We start from the raw sequence: 16,110 nt of genomic DNA, 5'->3' as shown, positions 1-16,110 counted from the left end.
TCCGGAGAGGGTAGGGGCTGAGATCGTCACGTCACCGGAGACAATGGACCCCGTGCGCTACCGGATCCTTGGCACCACCCAGGCACTCCGCCCCGACGGCACGCCCGTCGTGCTCGGCGGGGCGCGGCTGCGCGCCCTCTTGACCGTGCTCGCGCTGCGGCCCGGACGGACCGTGCCCGCGGCCGTTCTGGTGGACGAGGTGTGGGACGGCGATCCGCCCGCCGACGCACCGGGCGCGCTCCAGGCCCTGGTGGGACGGCTGCGCAGGGCGCTCGGTCCGCAGGCGGTGGACTCGGGGGACGGCGGCTACCGGCTGGCCGCGGGCGCCGACGACATCGACCTGCACCGTTTCGAGCGGCTCGCGGGGGAGGGCGTACGCGCGCTCGCCGACGGCGACCCCACGAAGGCGGCCGAGGCCCTCGACGACGCCCTCGCCCTGTGGCGCGGGCCGGCCCTCGCGGACCTCCCGGACCGGGCCGCCGAGTCGGCCCGCTGGGAGACCCGCCGTCTCGACGTACGGCGCGCCCGGTTCGCGGCGGCCCTCGCCCTCGGCCACGCCGAACAGTCCCTGCCCGAGCTCACCGCCCTGTGCGACCTCCACCCCCTGGACGAGCCCCTGCACCTCCTGCGTCTGCGCGCCCTGCGCGACGCCGGCCGGCCCGCCGAGGCCCTCGCCGCCTACGAGTCCGTTCGGGAGCTGCTGGCCGACCGCCTCGGCTCCGACCCCGGCCCCGAACTGCGCGCCCTGCACAAGGAGTTGCTCAGCCCGGCCGACGACGGCGGCAGGGCGCACGCCCAGGGCCCGCGACCCCGCTCCACGAACCGGACCGAGAACCGGACCGAGGGCCGGACCGCACCGGCCGGGCGTGGCCGCTCCGCGTTCGCGCCGCCCGGCAACCTCCGCGCCCGGCTGACCTCCTTCGTCGGGCGGACGGCGGACATCGACACGATCCGGGAGGATCTGGCGACGGCCCGGCTCGTGACGTTGCTCGGGCCCGGTGGGGCCGGCAAGACGCGGCTGTCGCAGGAGGCGGCGGAGACCGTGGCGGACACCGCGCCGGACGGGGTGTGGCTGGCCGAACTCGCGCCGGTCGAGGACCCGAAGGCCGTGCCCGAGGCGGTGCTCACCGCCGTCGGAGCCCGCGAGACCGTGCTGCGTGGCGCCGGTGCGGAGGAGTTGCGGGCCGTCGCCGACCGGCACGACGACCTCCATCGGCTCGCCGAGTACTGCGCCAAGCGCCGCATGCTGATCGTCCTCGACAACTGCGAGCACGTCGTGGACGCCGCCGCGCGTCTCGTCGAGGAGCTGCTCGAGCGGTGCCCGGGCCTGACGGTGCTGGCCACCAGCCGCGAACCCCTCGGCGTACCGGGGGAGTTGCTGCGCCCCGTGGAGCCGCTGCCGGAGCCGTTCGCGCTGCGGCTGCTGGCCGACCGGGGGGCCGCCGCCCGCCCGGGTTTCCGGGTCGAGGACGACCCCGCGGCCACCGCCGAGATCTGCCGCCGCCTCGACGGGCTGCCGCTCGCCATCGAACTCGCCGCCGCCCGGCTGCGGATGCTCACCCCGCGTCAGATCGCCGACCGGCTCGACGACCGGTTCCGGCTGCTGACCTCCGGCAGCCGTACCGTCCTGCCGCGCCAGCAGACCCTGCGCGCCGTGGTCGACTGGTCCTGGGACCTCCTCGACGAGGACGAACGGGACGTGCTGCGGCGGCTGTCCGTCTTCGCGGGCGGCTGCGACCTCGCCGCCGCCGAGGCCGTCTGCGGACCGGCCGCCCTGGAAACGCTCGGCTCGCTCGTCGACAAGTCCCTGGTCGTGGCCGCCCCTTGGGGGGACGGCGAGATGCGCTACCGGCTCCTGGAGACCGTCGGCGAGTACGCGGGCGAGCGGCTCGACGAGTCGGGGCAGCGCCCCGCCGCCGAGCGCGCCCACCTCACGCACTACCGCGAAGTGGCCCGCACCACCGACCCCCGGCTGCGCGGCCCGGGCCAGCGCGCCGCCATCGCACGGCTGGAGACCGAGTCGGAGAACATCCGCGCCGCCCTCCAGCACGCCGTCGCCGCCCGCCACGAGCAGGAGGCGCTCTGCATGGTCCTCTCCCTGGCCTGGTACTGGCAGATGCGCGATCTGCGGCAGATGGCCCGCCACTGGTCCCGCGAGGTCATGGCCCTCGGCCCTGACCCCTTCGCCGAGCCTGCGCGGCCGGCCGCCCCGCTGCTGGAGAGCTGCACCGACACCCCGCCGCCGATGCGCCCCGAGGTCCTCGAAGAGGCCCGCCGCGGTGTCCACCTCGTCCATCTCTCCTGCATGGACATGGACATGGGGGCCTGGGACACCCCGCAGGCCAAGCGGAAACTGCGCGTCATCAGCGAGACCTACCGCCCGGGCCAGCCGCAGACCTGCCGCAACCCCGGCAACCTCTGGTTCTACGCCGTCATCCTGACCGGCGACATCGAGCGGATGCGCTCCGTCATCGACGCGACGGTCCAGACCTGCCGCGAACTCGGCTACGAGTGGGAACTCGCCGTCGCCCTCCAGATGCGTGCCAACATCCTCGCCAACCGGGCCACCTGGGCGGGCGACGCGACCCAGGACGCCGACGAGGCACTGGAACTCTTCACCCGGCTCGGGGACGCCTGGGGCGCGGCCGAGGCGCTCTCCGCACGCGGTGAGGCCCGCGAGCGCCGGGGTGAGTTCACGCTCGCCGCCGCGGACTACACGGAGGCCATGACCCACGCCGAAGGGCTCGGCGCGCACGCCCAGACGGCCGTCCTCAACACCCGGCTCGGCGGTGTGCTCATCGAGTCCGGCGACACCGAACGCGGCGAGCGGTTGCTGCGGGAGGTCCTGGAGAGCGGCGACGGCGCCTACAACGAGGCCATGCCCGCCTCCCGGCTGTTCCTGGCGATGTGGCTGGCCCGCAGCGGCCGGGTCGCCGAGGCACGCGAACACATGCGGATACTGCGCGAGAACTTCGAAGCGGTCACCTTCGTGGTCTTCGACGGGTTCGTGGTGGGCGTCGAGGCCTGGCTGGACGCGCTCGAGGGGCTGCACGAGTCCGCCCTGGAGAAGGTGCGGGAGGCGCTGGCGCGGGCGGGCGACCCGTTGTCGCAGATCATCGCCCCGCACATGCCCTCCGCGCATCTGACCACCGCCGCCATCGCCCTCACGGGCCTGGACGGCGGCCGCCGCGTCCGCGACGCGGCCGTGCTGCTCGGGGCCGCCGACCATCTGCTGCCGCCCGGGCATTTCGTGGGCCCGATGGAGGAGCAGGTGCGCACCCAGGCGGAGGCCGACCTACGGGCCGTGCTGGACGACGCGACGTACGAGGCCGCGTACGCCGAGGGCGGCGGGCTCTCCCTGGAGGAGGCCGCCGCCCTCGTGTGACGCGGACCGGGGATGACGCGGACCGGGGGTTCCGTGGTCCCGTGCGCGCACGTCAGCTCTTGGTGCGGAACTTGTGGATCGCGATCGGCGCCATGACCAAGGTGAGCCCTGCCGTCCAGGCGAGGGTCACCCACAGGCTGTGCGCGACCGGGCCGCCCACCATCAGGCCGCGCGTGCTGTCCGCGAGCGCGGACAGCGGGTTGTAGTCGGTGAAGGCCTGCAGCCAGCCGGGCATGGTCCCGGTCGGCGAGAAGATCGACGAACCGAACTGCAGGGGCATCAGCACCAGGAAACCCATCGCCTGCACGGACTGCGCGTTCTTCATCGTCACCCCGAGGACCAGGAAGATCCACATCAGGGACGAGCCGAAGAGGACGGAGAGCCCCACGGAGGCGAACAGACCCGGCCAGTTCGTGATGTCGAAGCCGACCAGCACTCCCACGATCATGAGGATCGTCGTCGCGACCAGCATCCGCATCAGCTCCACCACGATCTTGGCGAAGAGCACGGAGCCCTGGCCGATCGGCAGGGTGCGGAAGCGGTCCATCACTCCCTTCTGGAAGTCCTCGTTGAAGCCGGTGCCGACGGCTGTGGCGATGTTCATCGCCGTCATCGCCATCAGACCGGGCACCACGTACTGGACGTAGGCGTCCTGTCCGCCGCCCAGCGACTGCCCGATGGAGCCGCCGAAGACGTACACGAACAGCAGGGTGAAGACGACCGGCATCAGGACGGCGTCGAACATCGACTCCGGGTCCTGGCGGATCCACAGCAGGTTGCGGCGGACGAGCGCGCCGATGTGGCGCGCGTGCGCGCGGGGCGAGATACGGGGGTCGCCCTTCGCGGCGAGGGGGGCTTCGACAACGGCGGTACTCATGCGGAGACCTCCTCGTAGGCGCGGGCGGGGGCGGCGTCCTGCGGGACACTGGCCTTGTGGCCGGTGAGGGACAGGAACACCTCGTCCAGGCTGGGCAGTTCGGTGGAGATGGAGCCGATCGTGATGCCGCGCGCGGTGACCGCGCCGACCACGGCGGTGAGCTGTTCGTCGCTGAGGATCGGGACCAGCACGGTGCCGGTCTCGGTGTCCACGACCGAGGCGGCGAGACCGGTGAGCCCCAGCTCGTCGAAGAGGGAGGCCAGCGGGCGCAGCTCCAGCGGGTCCACCGGGCGGATGCGCAGTGTACGGCCGCCGACCCGGGCCTTCAGCTCGTCGATCCGGCCGCTGGCGATGACCTTGCCGCGGTCGATGACCGTCAGCTCGGAGGCCAGCTGCTCCGCCTCCTCCATGTACTGGGTGGTGAGCAGCACGGTGGCGCCGTCCGCGACCATCCGCTTGACCTCCTTCCACACCTCGTTGCGGGTGCGCGGGTCGAGCCCGGTGGTCGGCTCGTCCAGATAGAGGACGGACGGGTGGCCGATCATGGAGGCGGCGAGGTCGAGACGGCGGCGCATACCGCCGGAGTACGTCGATGCCGGGCGCTTGGCCGCCTCGGTGAGCGAGAAGCGCTCCAGGAGCTCGTCGGCGCGCCGGCGGGCGTCCTTGCGGGGCAGGTCGAGCAGCCGCCCGATCATGTACAGGTTCTCCCAGCCGGGGAGCTTCTCGTCGACCGAGGCGTACTGACCGGTCAGGCCTATCACGCGGCGCAGCTGGCGGGGCTGGGTGAGCACGTCGTAGCCGGCGACGGTGGCCCGGCCGGCGTCGGGGGTGACGAGGGTGGAAAGGATACGGACGAGGGTGGTCTTGCCGGCACCGTTGGGACCGAGCACCCCGAGGACGGTTCCCTCGCGGACGTCCAGGTCCACGCCGTCCAGAGCCTTGGTCTCGCCGTAGTGCTTGACCAGCCCCCGCACGGAGACGGCGCTGCGGGCGCCGCTGTCGGGGTTCTTGTCGATTCGCGTCATGCCCATCAAGGTGCCAGCGCCCACCGACAAACCACCTACAGCTCGCCTACAGCGCCGTACGCTCACCGATATATCGCTGACAGACGTTCGCGCCTGTCGCCGTGGTGCGTGCCCTTCACGTACGGCGACAGCCCGCCGACGGGGGAAATCGGCGGGCTGTCCTGGTGCCGCAGTGGCTCAGTGGGTCCAGGCAGTCCTGGGCCCCAGGTGCTCAGTGGACCGAGTGCTCCTCAAGAGGGAACGTTCCGCCGACGACGTCGTCAGCGAACGCGCGCACCGCGTTGCCCATGACCTCGCGCAGATCGGCGTACTTCTTCACGAACTTCGGCACCCTGCCGCCGGTGAGGCCGAGCATGTCGGTCCACACCAGGACCTGCGCGTCGGTCTCCGGACCCGCGCCGATGCCGACGGTAGGGATGTGCAGGGTGCGCGTGACCTCGGCGGCGAGCGCCGCGGGGACCAGCTCCAGGACGACCGCGAACGCGCCCGCGTCCTGGACCGCCTTGGCGTCGCGCAGCAGCTGCTGGGCGGCCTCCTCGCCGCGGCCCTGGACGCGGTAGCCCATGGAGTTCACGGACTGCGGGGTCAGGCCGATGTGCGCCATCACGGGGATGCCGGACTCCACGAGCAGCTCGATCTGGCGGTGCGAGCGTTCGCCGCCCTCCAGCTTCACCGCGCCGACCCCGGCCTCCTTGACCAGGCGGGTGGCGGAGCGCAGGGCCTGGACGGGGCCCTCCTGGTACGACCCGAAGGGCAGGTCGCCGACGATCAGGGCGCGGCTGGTGCCGCGCACGACCGCGGCGGACAGCATCGTCATCTCGTCGAGGGTGACGGGGACGGTCGTCTCGTACCCCAGGTGGCAGTTGCCCGCCGAGTCACCGACGAGCATGACCGGGATACCGGCCTCGTCGAAGACGGACGCGGTCATCGCGTCGTAGGCGGTGAGCATCGGCCACTTCTCGCCGCGTTCCTTGGCTGTGGTGATGTCGCGGACCGTGATGCGGCGGGTGCTCTTGCCCCCGTACAGCGCCTTGCTGCTGTCGGTGGTCGCCCGCACACCCTCCACGGGCTGCTTCGGGGCAGCCGAAAGCTGCGTCATCGCAACGGCTCCTTCTGTCATCTCGAGGCGCCCTGACGGCGTCCCCGGACCCCCTACATGGTGGCACCTCGTGCCACCGGGGGCCAGACCGGGTCGAGCGATGTACGTCTCGGGTCCACCCGCGATGTAGGTCGCGGGTGGACCGTAGACCCATCTCTTCGTAAGGTCTCTGTAAAGGATTTACGATACGAGACGGTCCCGTATCGAAAATCGCTAGGCTCGGCCCCATGACAACTCCCGCAGCCCACGTCGAACGGCGCGTGCCCGAGGCGGTCCATCGGCGCCGCTGGGCCATTCTCGGCGTGCTCATGCTCAGCCTGTTGATAGTGGTGCTGGACAACTCCATCCTCAACGTCGCGATCAAGACGATCTCGACGCCGGCGCCCACCGGACTCGGCGCCACCCAGAGCGAGCTGGAGTGGGCCATCAACGCCTACACGCTCGTCTTCGCGGGGCTGCTGTTCACCGCAGGCCTCTTCGGCGACCGGTTCGGCCGCAAGAAGGTCCTGCTCGCCGGACTCGCCGTCTTCGGCACCGGCTCCGCGCTGGCCGCGGAGGCCGGCTCACCCGTCCAGCTCATCGTCTTCCGCGCGCTGATGGGCTTCGGCGCCGCCTTCGTGATGCCCGCCACCCTCGCCGTCCTCATGAACGTCTTCGAGCGCGAGGAGCAGCCCAAGGCCATCGGCATCTGGGCCGGCGGTGTCGGTATCGCCATCGCCATCGGCCCGATCACCGGCGGCGTGCTCCTCGCCCACTTCTGGTGGGGCTCGGTCTTCCTGATCAACGTGCCGATCGTGCTGCTGGCGCTCGGCCTGATGTCCTGGCTGGTCCCGGACTCCCGCGACCCGAGCCCCGGCCGCATCGACCTCGTCGGCGTCGTCCTCTCGGTCATAGGGCTCGTGCTGCTCGTCTACGGCATCATCAAGGGCGGCCAGCTCGCCTCCTTCACCGACGCGGCGGTCCTCGCGACCATCGGCGCCGGAATCGCCGTTCTCGCCTGCTTCGTCATCTACGAGAAGCGCAGCGACCATCCGTCCATCGACATCAGCTACTTCAAGAACAAGGTCTTCTCGGCCGCCATCGCCGCGATCGCGCTCGTCTTCTTCGCGATGATGGGCGTGACCTTCTTCTCCGTCTTCTACACCCAGAGCGTGCGAGGCTACTCGCCGCTGAAGACCGGTGTGCTGCTGCTGCCGCTCGCCGCGGCCCAGCTCTTCTTCGCGCCGCGCGCCCGCCTCGTCGTCGACCGCTTCGGCAACCGGGCCACGTGCACCGCGGGCCTGGTGCTGCTCGCCGCGATGCTCGGCGCCTTCGCGACCCTGGACGCGGACACGCCGATCTGGCTCCTCGAGGTCATCTTCTTCCTCATGGGCACCGGCATGGCGCACATCATGACCCCGACGAGCGTCGTCATCATGCAGGCCCTGCCGCGTGAGAAGGCCGGCTCCGCTTCCGCCCTGAGCAACGTCTTCCGTCAGGTCGGCGGCGCCCTCGGCATCGCGGTCCTCGGCTCGGTCCTCTCCTCGGCCTACCGCAGCGGCATCGAGGACAAGCTCACCCTCCTGCCGGCCGGCCTGCGGCACACCGCGGGCGAGTCCATCGAGGCCACCCTCGGCGTCGCCGCCAAGCTCGGCCCCCGGGGCGACGCCCTCATCACCCCGGCCAACGACGCCTTCCTGCACGCCATGCACGTCACCGCCCTGTGCGGTGCGAGCATCGCGCTGGTCGGCGCCGTGATCGTGGCCCTGTTCCTGCCGGGCCGCAGTTCGACCCCGCAACAGGGCAAGGAGGAGACGGAGTTGGTGGCCGCCGAGCACTGACGGGGCGCTGCAGGGAGAATTGCGCCAGCACCACCAAGGAAAGGAGCGACACGTGAGCCTCGCGGACAGCCGAGCCAGGCAAGAGGGGTCCCCCCGGGGGCGTCCCCGCAGCGAGGCCGTGGAGCGCTCCATCATCGAGGGCGCGATAAAACTCCTGGAGGACGGCGTCCCCCTCGCGGAGATCTCCATCGAACGCCTGGCCAGGACCGCGGGCGTCGGCAAGGCGACCATCTACCGCCGCTGGAGCGACAAGGAGGAACTCTTCGTCGACGTCATGCGCGCCACCGAGCCCCCGGACACCGAACTCCCGGGCACCTCGATGCGCGACGACCTGATAGCCCTTCTGGAGCCGCTGCGCCAGCGGGGCCTGGCCAGCCGCTCCTCGGCGCTCCTGCACAACGTCTACGCCCAGATCAAGTCCAGCCCCAAGATCTGGGCCGCGTACCAGGCGATCGTCATCGAACCGCGGCGCCTGACCACCTTCGAGGTCCTGCGCCGCGGACAGCGGGACGGCGAGCTCCGCGACGACGTGGACATCGAGGTCATCAACGACCTCTTCGTCGGCCCCATGCTGGTACGCGCCGTCATGCGCCCGGACGCCGAACTCCCCGAAGACCTGGCCGAACAGATCGTCGACACGGTACTCGCGGGACTGCGTCCCGACCGGCCCTAGGGCGTCCTCTCATCCATCCTCGCATTCATCCTCTCGGCCGATGCGCCGAATGTGCGCGTTTCGTCACAGAGGCCGCGCTCCGCCCCGTATTCGGAACTCCGGACGCCGAGTTGTTCGTCCTCGTGCCCGTACGGCCGTCCCCGGACGGCGAGATCGACGCCGATCATCCCCTAGGGTCGTAGCCGAGGGGCTGACGGTGTGCACGGCAGGTTGTGAGGCGACGGTATGGCGCAGGCGTACGTGACGGAGACGGGCAGCGACGGCTCGGGGCCCGAGCGTCGAGGTCCCCGGCTTCGGCGCCTGCTGGACAAGCTCAGGCGCGCGCTGGGTTCATGGCGCGGCGACCGCGGCATCTGGCGCCGCGGACTGATCCTGGCCGCGCTCGCCCTGATCCTCGCCCTGGTGATGCTGCTGCACGCGCAGATCCCCAACAGGATCGGCAACCTCGGCAGTCTCACCGAGACGTTCCTGCCGTGGCTCGGCATCCTCATCCCCGTCCTGCTGGTCCTCGGCCTCGTGCGGAAGTCCGCGACCGCCCTGATCGCCGTCGTGCTGCCCGCGATCGTCTGGCTGAACCTGTTCGGCGGACTGCTCACCGACCGGACCGGTGCCGGCGGCGACCTGACCGTCGCCACGCACAACGTCAACGCGGAGAACCCGGACCCTTCCGGTACCGCCCGTGACGTGGCCGCGTCCGGCGCCGACGTGGTGGCCCTGGAGGAGCTGAAGGCCACGGCGGTCCCCACGTACGAGAAGGCGCTCGCCCCGACGTACAAGTACCACTCCGTGGAGGGCACCGTCGGGCTGTGGAGCAAGTACCCGATGAGCGGCACCAAGCCCGTCGACATCAAGCTCGGCTGGATTCGCGCGATGCGCGCCACGGTGACGACCCCGAACGGCCAGGTCGCGGTGTACGTCGCCCATCTGCCCTCGGTCCGGGTGAAGCTGCAGGCCGGGTTCACCGCCCGCCAGCGCGACCGGAGCGCCGACGCGCTCGGCGAGGCGATCGCCGACGAGTCACTGCAGCAGGTCATCCTGCTCGGCGACCTCAACGGCACGATGAACGACCGCGCGCTGAACGGTGTCACCTCGCAGATGCGCTCCACCCAGGGCGCGGCGGGCAGCGGCTTCGGGTTCAGCTGGCCCGCGTCGTTCCCGATGGCCCGGATCGACCAGATCATGGTCAAGGGCGTCGAGCCGGTGACCTCCTGGACCCTGCCCAGGACCGGCAGTGATCACCTCCCGATCGCAGCCCGGGTCAAGCTCGCGGCAATCGGATCTTAACCTCCTGGAATACTGGGCCTGCGAGACTTTGTTCCACAGGTGAACTTACAGAGCCCGTGCACACCGGTGTGCACGGGCGCGTCCGTGCGCGCATGTGCCCCAGGCCACTGGGGCGCACGCCCACGAACCCGGTCGCGTCCCCGCCCGTCTTGTTCTCCTCTTTGCACTCCGCTCCTCTGAAAGGCCCCTCATGCCTCTGGCCCTGCTCGCCCTAGCCGTGGGCGCCTTCGGCATCGGTACCACCGAGTTCGTGATGATGGGCCTGCTGCCCGACGTCGCGGACGACCTCCACATATCCATCCCCAGCGCCGGACACCTCGTCTCGGCCTACGCCCTCGGTGTGGTGATCGGCGCCCCGCTGCTCGCCGCGGCCACCGCCCGGATGTCCCGCCGCAAGGTCCTCATCGCCCTGATGGGGCTCTTCGTGGCCGGCAACGCGCTCTCCGCCTTCGCCCCCGACTACCACTGGCTGCTCGCCGCCCGCTTCGTCAGCGGTCTGCCGCACGGCGCCTTCTTCGGCGTCGGCGCCGTCGTCGCCACCAACCTCGTCGCCCCCGAGCGCAAGGCGCGCTCCGTCTCGCTGATGTTCCTCGGCCTGACCGTCGCGAACATCGCGGGCGTCCCCGTCGCCACCTTCATCGGACAGCACTTCGGCTGGCGGGCCACCTTCCTCGGCGTGAGCGCGATCGGTCTGGCGGCGATAGCCTCACTCGCGTTCCTCATCCCGCGCGACCACACGCACGGCCCCACGGGCGGTCTGCGCGGCGAGCTGGCCGCCCTGCGTTCGCTCCCCGTCTGGCTGGCCCTCGGCACGACGGTCGCGGGCTTCGGCGCCCTCTTCTCCGCGTACAGCTACATCACGCCGATGCTCACGGACGCCGCCGGGTACGCCGACTCCAGCGTCACGCTGCTGCTCGCGCTGTTCGGCGTCGGAGCGACGGTCGGCAACCTCGTGGGCGGCCGCCTCGCGGACCACTCCCTGCGCGGCACCCTCTTCGGCGGACTCGTCTCGCTGGTCACGGTCCTCGCCCTCTTCCCGGTCCTCATGAGCGCCCAGTGGAGTGCGGCCGTCGCGGTCACCCTCCTGGGTGCCGCCGCCTTCATCACCGGCTCGCCCCTCCAGCTGATGGTCATGGAGAAGGCCTCCGCGGCGCCGTCCCTGGCGTCCTCCGCCAACCAGGCCGCGTTCAACCTCGCGAACGCCGGCGGTGCGTGGATCGGCGGCGTCGCGCTGGCCGCTGGCTTCGGTACGACGTCGCCCGCGCTGGCGGGGGCTCTGCTCGCCGTCCTCGGCCTCGCGGTCGCCGCGACGGCGTACGCCGTGGACCGCCGCCGCGCCGAGGTCCCCGCCCCCACGCCGGGCCGCCTGGTCGCAACCCACGTCCCCCCACACCCGGAACACGCCCACCACTGACACAAGGCCCCGCGCCCAGCCCCCACCGTCGGTCAGTCAAACGTCGACGGGCGGGCGGCGGCTTTGAGGGGCGCGGGGAACTGCGCGCCCAGCCCCCACCGTCCGTCGGCCGAACGCCGACGGGCGGATGGCGGCTTTGAGGGGCGCGGGGAACTGCGCGCCCAGCCCCCACCGTCGGTCAGTCAAACGCCGACGGACGGACAGCGGCCTTGAGGGGCGCGAGGAACTGCGCGCCCAGCCCTCACCCACCCGCACAACACCCCCTGCCGCCCCCCGGCAAGGTCACGCGTGCTCGCGCCACCGATTGGTGATCGGAAGCCGCCGGTCCTTCCCGAACCCCTTGGCGGAGATCTTGGTGCCCGGCGGATACTGCCGGCGCTTGTACTCCGCCGTGTCCACCATCCGCAGCGTCTTCACCACCAGCTCCCGGTCGAACCCCGCCGCGACGATCCCGTCCGCCCCCTCGTCCCGGTCCACATACCGCTCGAGGATCGCGTCCAGCTCGGGATAGTCCGGGAGGGAGTCCGTGTCGACCTGGCCGGGACGGAGCTCCGCGCTCGGCGGCTTGGAGATCGAGTTCTCGGGGATCGGCGGGGTCTGCCCCCGCTCGGCCGCCGCCCGGTTCCGCCACTCCGCCAGCCGGAAGATCGACGTCTTGTACACGTCCTTGATGGGCCCGTACGCGCCCACGGAGTCGCCGTACAGCGTCGAATACCCCACCGCCAGCTCGGACTTGTTCCCCGGCGCCAGCACGATGTGCCCCTCCTGGTTGGAGATGGCCATCAGCATCGTGCCCCGCAGCCGCGACTGGAGGTTCTCCTCGGCCAGCCCGGTCAGCCCCAGCGACGACATATACGCGTCGAACATCGGCTCGATCGCCACCGTCCGGAAGTTCAGCCCCGTCCGCCGCGCCAGCTCCGCCGCGTCCCCCTTGGAGTGGTCGGAGGAGTACTTCGACGGCATCGACACCCCGTACACGTTCTGCGCGCCCAGCGCGTCGCACGCGATCGCCGCGACCAGTGCCGAGTCGATGCCGCCGGACAGCCCGATCAGCACGGAACGGAACCCGTTCTTCGCGACGTACGCCCGCAGTCCGACGACCAGCGCCGAGTAGACCTCCTCGTCGGCGTCGAGCCGCTCCGCGTACCCGCCGGCGAGCTCCGCCTCGTACGCGGGCAGCGGCTCCTGCGACAGCACCAGCCGCTCGATGCGCAGCCCGTCGTCCACCACACCCGTCACCGGCTCGGCGGCGCCCGCCGGCAGCTCCAGGTCCAGTACGACGCACCCCTCCGCGAACTGCGGCGCGCGTGCGACGACCTCCCCGTCCCGGTCGACCACGATGGAGTCGCCGTCGAAGACCAGCTCGTCCTGCCCGCCGATCATGGCGAGGTAGGCGGTGGTGCAGCCGGCCTCCTGGGCCCGCTTGCGCACCAGTTCGAGGCGGGTGTCGTCCTTGTCGCGCTCGTACGGCGAGGCGTTGATGGACAGCAGCAGCCCGGCCCCGGCGGAGCGGGCCGCCGGCACGCGCCCGCCGTCCTGCCAGAGGTCCTCGCAGATGGCGAGGGCCACGTCGACCCCGTGCACCCGTACGACCGGCATGGTGTCGCCGGGTACGAAGTAGCGGAACTCGTCGAACACGCCGTAGTTCGGGAGGTGGTGCTTGGCGAACGTCAGCGCCACCCGGCCCCCGTGCAGCACGGCGGCGGCGTTCTGCGGGGCGCCGGCCGGCTGCCCGTACTTCGGCTGGGCGGTCTCGGACCGGTCGAGGTAGCCGACGATCACCGGCAGCTCCCCGAAGCCCTCGTCGGCCAGCCGCGCGGCCAGCGCGCGCAGCGCCGCGCGGGAGGCCTCGACGAAGGACGACCGCAGGGCCAGGTCCTCGACGGGATACCCGGTCAGCACCATCTCGGGGAACGCCACCAGATGCGCTCCCTGCTCGGCGGAGTGCCGGGTCCAACGGACGATCGCCTCGGCGTTGGCGGCGAGATCACCGACGGTCGAGTCGATCTGATTCAGGGCGAGGCGTAGTTGAGGCACGGGCCCAGTGTAATCGTCAGAGCGACACAATGGGGTGTGGGGCGCCCCACCCGGACAACTTACCCCCACGGGGTATCCGGCACGGCTGGGCCGCCGGTCCGCCCGGAAACGCGGACGCCCGCCCCTCGACGAGGGGCGGGCGCAGCGGAGAGGTGACGGAGGACCGTCAGCGACCGTGGTGCGAGCGGTACGACTCGACGTAGCCCGAGGCGGGCGTGCCCACACCGGTGACGTCGTCGTAGCCGCGCACGGCCTTCAGGGAGCTGTCCTTGCCGAGGCTGCGGACGGAGGTGAGCAGACCGCCCGACGCGTCGATGGAGTTGGCGAAGTCCACGCGCGCCACGGCGAGTTCGGAGCCCGTGGGGGTGTCCGTCACGTCGTGGTACGCCTTGGAGCCGTACTTCGCGTAGATCGACGGGTTGGCGAAACCGATCGCCTTGCCGCCGCGCGCCTCCTGGGCCAGGGCCTGGACGGCCGCGATCACCGGCGCGGCGAGCGAGGTGCCGCCGATCCGGTACTCGCTGTACTGCTGGGACCCGTCCGGGAAGGTCTGCGTCTGGCCGACCTTGAAACCGGTGTTGGGGTCGGCGACCGCCGCGATGTCCGGCACGGTGCGCATGGCCGTCGTGCCGCCCGCCGTGGCGAGCGCGCCGGGGACGACACCCTTCTGGTAGAAGGGCTGCGCCACGGTCTTGCTGGTGCCGCCGCCCGCGCCCGAGGTGAACGCGCCCGGGAAGCCGGTCCAGCTCTTGCCGTCGGCCGCGAGGGCGGCCTTCTCGGTGCCCCAGCCGGTCTCGAACTGGTACGTGTCGCCCTTGCCGACCGCCAGCGACGTACCGCCGACCGCCGTCACCCACGCCGAGTTGGCCGGGGTGTCGACCTGCTTCGTGCCGGTGTTGGCGACCTCGTCACCGTTGTCACCGGAGGAGAAGTAGAAGCCGATGCCCTCGACCGCGCCGAACTGGAACGTCTGGTCGTAGGCGGCCGCGAGGTCCGGCGTCTGGTTGGCCTCGATGTCGCCCCACGAGTTGGAGACGATGTCGGCCAGGTGGTTGTCGACGATCTTGTTCAGCGAGTCGAGCAGATCGTTGTCGAGGCAGGACGCCGCACCCACGTACGTGATGTTCGCGTCCGGCGCGACGGCGTGCACGGCCTCGACGTCGAGGGTCTCCTCGCCGTACCAGCCGGCCGCCCCGCACTCCTCGGTCTGCGTGTAGGTGCCGGGCAGCACCTGACGCAGCTGGCTGCTGCTGTACGCCGAGTCACCGTGCTTCTTGGCGTACGTGGCCGCGTCGAACGCGATGGTCGGCGAGGCGTACGCGTCGGTGATGGCGACCCGCACGCCCTTGCCGGTGCGCTTGCCCGCGCCGTAGGCGGCGCGCAGCTGCTTACCCGTGTAGCCCTCGACCGCGTACGGGATCTTCTTGCCGTACGCGTCCGGCAGGGTGCTCGCGGTGTTCGAGCCGAAGTACGAGGAGAACGGCCCGGAGTTCTTGAACACCGCGTCCGGGGGCGGCAGCGTGTCGTCGTGCGTCGCCTTGTGCGGGGCGTTGTCCAGGCCGGTGACGGTCAGGACGGCGCCGTTGAGGGCGGCCGGCGCGGAAGCCGTCTTCGACGGCGCCCGGTAGGTCTTCTTGCCCTTGGTGTAGTTGTGCAGCTGGGTGCCGAACGCCTTCTCGGCGGCGGCCACGTCACCGGTGACGGAGACGTAGTGCTGCGTGGTGCCGGTGACCTTCAGGCCCGCCGACTTCAGCCACGAGGTCACCGCGGCGACCTGCGCCTTGGTGGCACCGAAGCGGGCCTGGGTCTGCTTGGCGCTGAGGTACTTGCCGTACGAGGCCGAGTTCGGGTCGGACACGGCCTTGGCGTACGCGGCCAGACCGGCGGCGTTCCGGCCGGCCAGGTAGACCCGGGCGGAGACCTGGGAGTTGTCGGACGCGGCCCCCTTGTCCGCCTTCGCCGTGGCCCACGCGGGCTTGGTGCCCGTGAGGGTGTCCCGGCTGGGACCGTCCGCGGCGTTGGCCGTGGGTATACCGAGCGCCAGCGCGCCGGCGAGCAGCGGCAGTGTCGCTGCCATGCTCACTCCGGCGCGCATGGTGGCGCGATTGGATCTCATAAAACCCCCTGCGATGCGGTTCGTCGCATGTGTGGTCGTTCGTGATGTGCGAAACCGTGTGCCGGAATTGCGGACACAGGGAATGGATCACGCTGGGGTCACTCTGGCGATGAACCGTTCATGCCAGGGGAATGAGAAGGCCAAGGAAACACCAAGTGGCCGCGAATGAAGGGCATTTGGGACGGTATGACGTCACCCTCGCCCCGGATGTAGGGATATCCCTCGTTTTCTTGTAAAGGGGTTCCCAGCTTCTGTGAGCGTATGGCGACATCGGCAGGTTCGTGGTTCGCCCCGGCGACGGGAAGGCACCCCGGGGCCGATCGCGTCATGAAGGCCGGGTCCACGCCTGATGAGGACGGCCGGGGTGGCAGGGGTGCCGA

General features: G+C 71.2%; 10 protein-coding genes. 5 read left to right on the top strand and 5 right to left on the bottom strand.

Features of this window, described 5'->3' with window-relative positions:
* Nucleotides 1-43 precede the first annotated feature (43 nt).
* Nucleotides 44-3,385 carry an AfsR/SARP family transcriptional regulator gene (locus ACIRA5_RS05380; protein ID WP_403687499.1) on the top strand — a complete coding sequence of 1,114 codons (3,342 nt, stop codon included), beginning with the start codon at nt 44-46 and terminating at the stop codon, nt 3,383-3,385.
* Between the two features lie 52 nt (nt 3,386-3,437).
* On the opposite strand, the gene ACIRA5_RS05375 is transcribed toward ACIRA5_RS05380, so the two are convergent.
* The 3 genes from ACIRA5_RS05375 to panB all read right to left on the bottom strand — a co-directional run bounded on the left by ACIRA5_RS05375 (nt 3,438) and on the right by panB (nt 6,386).
* Nucleotides 3,438-4,262, bottom strand: a complete 825-nt coding sequence (locus ACIRA5_RS05375) for an ABC transporter permease (RefSeq protein ID WP_403687497.1) — start codon at nt 4,260-4,262, stop codon at nt 3,438-3,440.
* Nucleotides 4,259-5,287 carry an ATP-binding cassette domain-containing protein gene (locus ACIRA5_RS05370; protein WP_403687495.1) on the bottom strand — a complete coding sequence of 343 codons (1,029 nt, stop codon included), beginning with the start codon at nt 5,285-5,287 and terminating at the stop codon, nt 4,259-4,261. Before ACIRA5_RS05370 ends, ACIRA5_RS05375 begins: the two co-directional genes overlap by 4 nt.
* A 211-nt stretch (nt 5,288-5,498) precedes the next feature.
* Nucleotides 5,499-6,386, bottom strand: coding sequence for a 3-methyl-2-oxobutanoate hydroxymethyltransferase (gene panB / locus ACIRA5_RS05365; RefSeq protein ID WP_403687492.1), 888 nt, complete (start codon nt 6,384-6,386; stop codon nt 5,499-5,501).
* A 227-nt stretch (nt 6,387-6,613) separates the two neighbouring features.
* Between panB and ACIRA5_RS05360 the strand changes: the two genes are divergently transcribed.
* The 4 genes from ACIRA5_RS05360 (at nt 6,614) to ACIRA5_RS05345 (ending at nt 11,577) form a co-directional block, all read left to right on the top strand.
* Nucleotides 6,614-8,206, top strand: coding sequence for an MFS transporter (locus tag ACIRA5_RS05360; RefSeq protein ID WP_403687489.1), 1,593 nt, complete (start codon nt 6,614-6,616; stop codon nt 8,204-8,206).
* Nucleotides 8,207-8,258: 52 nt separating this feature from the next.
* Nucleotides 8,259-8,879 (top strand): TetR/AcrR family transcriptional regulator, encoded by a 621-nt coding sequence (locus ACIRA5_RS05355; protein ID WP_352045565.1) that lies wholly within the window; start codon nt 8,259-8,261, stop codon nt 8,877-8,879.
* A gap of 225 nt (nt 8,880-9,104) precedes the next feature.
* Nucleotides 9,105-10,163 carry an endonuclease/exonuclease/phosphatase family protein gene (locus ACIRA5_RS05350; RefSeq protein ID WP_403687487.1) on the top strand — a complete coding sequence of 353 codons (1,059 nt, stop codon included), beginning with the start codon at nt 9,105-9,107 and terminating at the stop codon, nt 10,161-10,163.
* A gap of 190 nt (nt 10,164-10,353) precedes the next feature.
* On the top strand, nt 10,354-11,577 hold the full coding sequence (locus ACIRA5_RS05345; protein WP_403687485.1) for an MFS transporter: 1,224 nt from the start codon (nt 10,354-10,356) through the stop codon (nt 11,575-11,577).
* 282 nt (nt 11,578-11,859) lie between these two features.
* Here ACIRA5_RS05345 and ACIRA5_RS05340 read toward each other — a convergent pair whose 3' ends face one another.
* Complete coding sequence (locus ACIRA5_RS05340; RefSeq protein ID WP_403687482.1) at nt 11,860-13,614, bottom strand: NAD+ synthase; 1,755 nt, start codon at nt 13,612-13,614, stop codon at nt 11,860-11,862.
* Nucleotides 13,615-13,780: 166 nt separating this feature from the next.
* The gene (locus tag ACIRA5_RS05335; RefSeq protein WP_403687479.1) at nt 13,781-15,691 is read right to left on the bottom strand and encodes a protease pro-enzyme activation domain-containing protein; all 1,911 of its coding nucleotides are present in this window, start codon (nt 15,689-15,691) and stop codon (nt 13,781-13,783) included.
* Between the last annotated feature and the right edge of the window lie 419 nt (nt 15,692-16,110).

It is taken from the genome of Streptomyces sp. NPDC096311 (assembly GCF_044763085.1).
In the GTDB taxonomy this organism is placed as follows: domain Bacteria; phylum Actinomycetota; class Actinomycetes; order Streptomycetales; family Streptomycetaceae; genus Streptomyces.
Note: the sequence above shows the minus strand (reverse complement) of the source record. Positions and strands in the feature narration are given on the sequence as shown.